The organism is Chamaesiphon sp., assembly GCF_041737865.1.
Lineage (GTDB): Bacteria > Cyanobacteriota > Cyanobacteriia > Cyanobacteriales > Chamaesiphonaceae > Chamaesiphon.
In genome coordinates this window covers 1-5,557 of record NZ_JBGSQZ010000059.1, presented here as the reverse complement: position 1 = coordinate 5,557, position 5,557 = coordinate 1, and the positions used below count along the sequence as shown (strand labels likewise).

Below are 5,557 nucleotides of genomic sequence, written 5' to 3'. Positions count from 1 at the left end.
CCCCAAGGAATTTGTGCAACAGCTTGTTGCACAAATTCTGACTCTGGATAAGCCTCTGCAAACGCCCGCATACATTTGAGATTGCGACCAGATAATCCTTTTAGTTCGGGAAACTCTGTTTGTAAGTCCTGAGACCAACGCTCGATAACTCTAGCCCCCCAACCCTGCTGGGACTGTCTCAAAAGAATCTCCCGTCCGATCTGCCAGTAAAGCAGAATCAACTCTCGATTGACAGCCAAAGCCGCTCGAATTTGACTGGCACGAATCCGCTGTTTGAGACTAACTAGAAGTTCTTGATATTCAGTACTGAGTCGATCCATGCAGGTTTGAGGCTATTGCTGTTCGTGTAGCATTGAATTTGGAAATTAAATCGATTAGGTTTTAATTACTCTTCGGGAAACTTAATCCCGATTCCCCGATGGGGACGCTGCGCGAACGATTGAATTCTTAAATCGCAAATCTCTTTGAATATATATAACTTCTCGCGATCGGTAGCAGCTTGAAAAATCTGGGCAATAGCCATAACAGCTTCACTTTTAGGTTCTGCGGGAGCATGAGATCTCCATAGCTTATAACTTCTGCCGTAGCATCTAAATCCAATTCTTGAAATTCAACCTTGGTTCGAGAATCAGAAATAATAGCATTTAATTTATCCTCTATTTTCATATAACCTCCACATATTCAAACTACTGCTGCACCTACTCTTGCCTATCAGAATCTCGATTGAGCCGATCCTGTGATGTTTGTGTCTCGCCTAACCCTTTTAATGACTTCAATGCCGATATTGACTGTTTGCGATCGATTGCAGAGCGAATAAACGGCTTGAGGTAGAGATCTAAATGTCCTTTGCCTGGATCGTTGAGTTCTGTCGTTAGTGCCCTCAGATAATCTACCTTGTCTGTCTGTTTCCACTCAATACTGATTCCTGCTCGATAAGCTAATTCTGCGTGAAGCACCATAATAGTCCGTCCATTGCCGTCTAAGAATGGATGTGCATGAGCCAGCAGTCCCATTACTTCTCCAGGTTGTTCGTGCATAAACGATAAATCTTGACCCCGATAAGCAGCATATTCGCCAGCACGTCTGATATCTCGTGGATGGGCAAACATTCGATCGTAGCCACCCTTAGTAATGTTGAGAGCGGGAGCCGTTGCCAATCTGTCTTCACCAGCCCAAGGGTAAATATCCCCGAACAAGGTTTTATGGATGCTCAGAATATGCTTGTATTCGATAAATTGAGTCGTCGCCAAAGCATCGATCGCACTTTTTAGATTTTTCTTGAATGACTTTTGTTCGAGTGCCTTAACTGCTGCAACATCTTTACTACCATATAAATTTCGCAGGTAGCCTCGTTCTTCAAAATCTCTAAACGGGTCGAAGGTCATTATTTCCGCTCGCGCAAGTACTGAAGATGCAGCAATCCGTTGTCCTTGCCCGTAAGAATTCCTGCCCGATCGAGTTCGAGCAACAGCAGCTCGGTATCATCTAATTCGACCTCATTATCGGAAAGTCTAGAGTATGTGTCTGCTAACTCATCAAGTTGGGTTTGTTGATAGGTAATGCCATGTTGCTCTGCCAGCAGATCGATCTGCTGTTGGGCAGTTAAGTCAGCGATTGCTGTCTCAGACGGCAAGCCGTTCGCGCGAACTGTGGTCATCTTAAATACCGATAGTGAGGTGGTTTTGACTACTCGATATTATATCACGAGCGCGATTTAATCCTAGATTTCGTCTGAGATCTGTCCAATTCCAGATAAGAGTAATTATCTGGAATCGAACATTCGTGGTAAAATTAAAGCCGTGGTGAGACAGCAGGTTTGAACGCTGTCTCACCCAAATTTCTCGGAACTCACTGTTATAGTTTCTCAAATGGCTCTAAAAACCGTCCCAGATCCCGTCTTACTTACCGTTTTACCTGCGGCTAAACCCCCTCCGAGTCCGTTGGCGCAGCCTCTCCAAGGGAGAATTATCGAGTTGCGAGAGACGAGGATTGAGGAATTCTTACAGGCGCGATCGCTATCTCCTAACAGCCAACTCGCCTACCGTCGGGATCTCAACCACTTTCTTCGCTGGATTACTATGGGCTGGGCGGCGGTTACACCGCGCCAAGTCGCTCAATTTAAAGCCCATCTTCTTCGCATCGACTCGGAGACCGATCGGCGGGTGTTGGTGGATAGCTCCGTTTGTCGAATCTTGGGCACATTGAAAAATTTTTATGGTTGGTTGCTCAAAAGCCAGTATGTTAGTGCCGATCCAACGATTGGGATTGAGTTACCCAAATTAGTCGAACCTGAAGCCCAAAATTTAGATGACATTACTGTCGAACAGATTCTCCAAGCAGCTACGAACAGTTCGATCCCCGAACGCAATATTACGATCGTCTCGGTATTATTGCATGGACTCAGAGCTAGCGAAGTTGTCAATCTCAATCTCGAAGATTATGATGGGCAACGCTTGAATATCCGTCAAGCTAAGGCTGATAGTAAGGGCAAAGTACCGCTGACTGTGCAAACGCGATCTTTACTCGATCGGTATTTGGAGTGGCGCGAACGCCAGGGACACTCGATCGAGCCGAACAGTCCGATCTTTATCTCTGAATCCAATCGCAATCGGGGTCAACGTTTGAGTTATGACGGCATTTATAAGGTTGTCAAGGAGTTTGAGGCGGTAACTAATGTATCGATTCATCCGCACCAGTTTAGACATACATTCGCGACGAATATGATGGTGCAGGGGATGAACCCCTATCATGTGATGACGATGACGCGCCATCGCTCTACGGCTAGTTTTCGTCGCTATACAAAGGCGGCGGATCAGGCGGCGGCTGAAGCTGCTTTTTATCATATGATCGAATCACACAACACTAAATCTATCTGAACATTTACAGGGATAAAGTTAGATCGATATAGATCGAGATCCAGAACTATTTCAATCTCCTCCAGCCAAATAGTCTCAGAGCCAGAGGTTCAGATAATTAAAAAGCTAACTTGTGTCGAAACTATACTTTCTGAAATTGATTTTAAGTGTGGATTTCATAAATTGAGGATCGATTTAATCTCGGATCTCAATCTATTTCGATCTCTACACTCAATTACGGTGATTGGGTGATGCGAACCACTCTCGATCGCTAAATCATACCCTAATCCAACTACGCCGACGAAATTGGTCTACTAGTTGCTGTTACCATACCTTATAAATGCCGGAAGTAGTGTATAATGAAACTCTTTCATAAATTGTCCAACTTCATAAGAGTAATTTCAGGTTAATGTCAAACATGTTAACACCAAATCAACAATATATTTACAACTGGCCAGGTTGGGAGTTAACTCTAAATGAACATGGTAATGAATTTGATGCGCTAGCGAGAGATAGAATGGTAAGTGGAGGGCTAGAGTTAACCAAATATATTTATAAATACTTACTTGATACAGACAATTCAATTCTTGAAGTTGGTCCTTTTTTTAATCCTATTACTAAGGAAGTTGGGTCAATCAATGGTAAATTTGTCACGTACTGGGAAAATGATATACACGCTATTCAGTGGTTAAAGAGTCAGAAATTTTTATTTGATTTTACTGTAGAAGAATGTGACTTAAATAACATCGACCGAGATAAAAATAGTAAAGTTGTAAATCTTTTTAATGTTGTTATTGTATCGCAGGTGTTTAATTATATTAATTATTCTCATTTTTTAAAACTTATAAGAGATAGAATCCATCGGAATGGTTTAATTTTTATTAATAATGTGGTTGACTATGGGTTGCCAAAATTCTTCTCTGATGAACGTCCTAAATCAATTGAAGAAACAGTTAGTTTAATTAAGATGTTAGGATTTGAAGTTATTGAATATGAAGTCATACCTTCTGAAAACATAGAGTTCCAAAAACATGACAGACTTCTTTTGGCTGGAAAAGTAAAATAATGAAAGCTGTTAAATAACTAAATGGGATGGGTGTAGATTGACTACCTGACCTGACTTTTCACGTTAAGTCTGAAGTCCAAGGAAGGTGTCACTCCTTCAATGGCGATGGGTTACTCTCTTCACCCATTTTCTATCCATGAATTCTTGACTCAGCGCGGCTTTTCATCCCTCCTTCCTTAACAGACCAGTGCCCTCTAATCCTTTCGGATTAACCAGAAACGAACCGCACTTCGTATCCTGTAGCAATCCTTGTTTGTCGATTGTGGCTGACTGGGGAACCCGATCCCGATTTGCAAGTCTTAGATAATGATCGGTTTTGCCGCGACATGGATAATATTGAGGATGCTTATCAGCAAGTTCTACACAGAGTTTTAGGAGTTCGAGGGTAGCAACCAGACAAAAATAGCAACATCGATCGCGATTTACTTATCACCAGCCATTAGTCATTAATTAATATATTTAAGAATGCGTTTTAAATTACTTTCAGTTATCACGATCGCCGTCATCAGTCAGTTGACATATACGCTCGCGGCTGTTGCCGAGTCAGCGCAAATCAAGAAGTTGAGCGCTCGAAATAGCTTGGCCGAGTTACTCTCGATCGACAAAAATAATCCCAAGGCAACCCAGACCGCAATTGCCAATTCTGGCGAGATTGCTACAGCAAAAGATCTAATTGCTCTATCCCAGCAAAAAAAGCGCAAATCGACTATCCGCCGCAAACCCGCTGCCAAACCAGTCACCCAGACAACAACCCCAAGTCCTACTCCGACAACCGGACAGACACCAACTACTGGGCAGCCACAGAGTCAGCAACCAGCCACCCCAGCGACTCCCAACCAAAAACAGGTCATAGTTTCGGATATCATCATCAAAAATCCCAAAGGTGCGCTAGAGCCAGAACTAGAATCAAAAGTTCGGCAAGTGCTCACAGTCAAACCCGGACAACCGACCACCCGCGAGCAACTAGAGCAAAATCTCAACGCGATTAAAGCTTTAGGTGCCTTTTCGGCAGTCGAAATCGTCCCCGAAGACACGAGCAAAGGCGTGAGACTGAGCTTCCTAGTGACACCATACGGCACGCTCAGCCAAGTCCAAATCCGCACCCTCCCAGCCAATAGCAGTAGCGTATTGAAACAGGAGGACATCGATAAGTTATTCCAGCCCCAGTACGGCAAAAAGTTAAATGCCGTCGAACTGCAAGCCGCCATCAAACAATTAAATCAACTCTACCAAGAACAGGGCTATAACCTAGCGCAAGTAGTCGATGTCGAAGAACTCGGTGCTGATGGCAAGCTGACTCTAGTGATTGCCGAAGGCTTAATTGAAGATGTCCAAGTCCGGTTTATCAACAAAGAAGGTTCGCTAGTAGACGACCAGAAAAAACCGATCGGCGGCACGACGCGCCCCTTTATCATCACTCGCGAAGCGGAGTCAAGAGCGGGTAAAATTTTCAACCGGAATACGATTCAAAAAGATCTGCGGCGGATTTTTGGCTTGGGGTTATTTGATGATGTCCGCGTCTCCTTTGCCCCCGGTAGCGATCCGGCAAAAGTAATTTTGCAACTGAATGTCATCGAGCGGAAAACAGGTAATATCCTAGCTGGAGGCGGAATCAGTTCGACCAACGGTCTATTTG

Annotated in this window: 7 protein-coding genes and 1 pseudogene; 4 read left to right on the top strand and 4 right to left on the bottom strand. The window is 43.8% G+C overall.

Going from position 1 to position 5,557, the window contains the following annotated elements:
• The 4 genes from ACEW9J_RS04520 to ACEW9J_RS04505 all read right to left on the bottom strand — a co-directional run.
• A partial coding sequence (locus ACEW9J_RS04520; RefSeq protein ID WP_373543946.1) for a DUF1016 N-terminal domain-containing protein occupies positions 1-320 on the bottom strand: 320 nt, incomplete at its 3' end.
• A 65-nt stretch (positions 321-385) separates the two neighbouring features.
• Complete coding sequence (locus ACEW9J_RS04515) at positions 386-523, bottom strand: hypothetical protein (RefSeq protein ID WP_373543945.1); 138 nt, start codon at positions 521-523, stop codon at positions 386-388.
• Positions 524-698: 175 nt separating this feature from the next.
• A complete protein-coding gene (locus tag ACEW9J_RS04510; protein ID WP_373543944.1) occupies positions 699-1,385 on the bottom strand; it encodes a Fic/DOC family protein in 687 nt (228 codons plus the stop codon).
• Positions 1,385-1,657, bottom strand: a complete 273-nt coding sequence (locus tag ACEW9J_RS04505; RefSeq protein WP_373543943.1) for a hypothetical protein — start codon at positions 1,655-1,657, stop codon at positions 1,385-1,387. The genes ACEW9J_RS04510 and ACEW9J_RS04505 overlap by 1 nt, the downstream gene beginning before the upstream one ends.
• Positions 1,658-1,868: 211 nt before the next feature.
• Between ACEW9J_RS04505 and ACEW9J_RS04500 the strand changes: the two genes are divergently transcribed.
• The 4 genes and pseudogenes from ACEW9J_RS04500 to ACEW9J_RS04485 form a co-directional block, all read left to right on the top strand.
• Positions 1,869-2,876: a tyrosine-type recombinase/integrase gene (locus tag ACEW9J_RS04500; protein WP_373543942.1), complete on the top strand. Its 1,008-nt coding sequence runs from the start codon at positions 1,869-1,871 to the stop codon at positions 2,874-2,876.
• A 397-nt stretch (positions 2,877-3,273) separates the two neighbouring features.
• Positions 3,274-3,921, top strand: a complete 648-nt coding sequence (locus ACEW9J_RS04495; protein ID WP_373543941.1) for a hypothetical protein — start codon at positions 3,274-3,276, stop codon at positions 3,919-3,921.
• A gap of 254 nt (positions 3,922-4,175) precedes the next feature.
• Positions 4,176-4,310, top strand: a pseudogene (locus tag ACEW9J_RS04490) (phosphoribosylaminoimidazolesuccinocarboxamide synthase); the annotation flags it as partial.
• A gap of 76 nt (positions 4,311-4,386) precedes the next feature.
• On the top strand, positions 4,387-5,557 hold a 1,171-nt coding region (locus tag ACEW9J_RS04485), incomplete at its 3' end, for a POTRA domain-containing protein (RefSeq protein ID WP_373543940.1).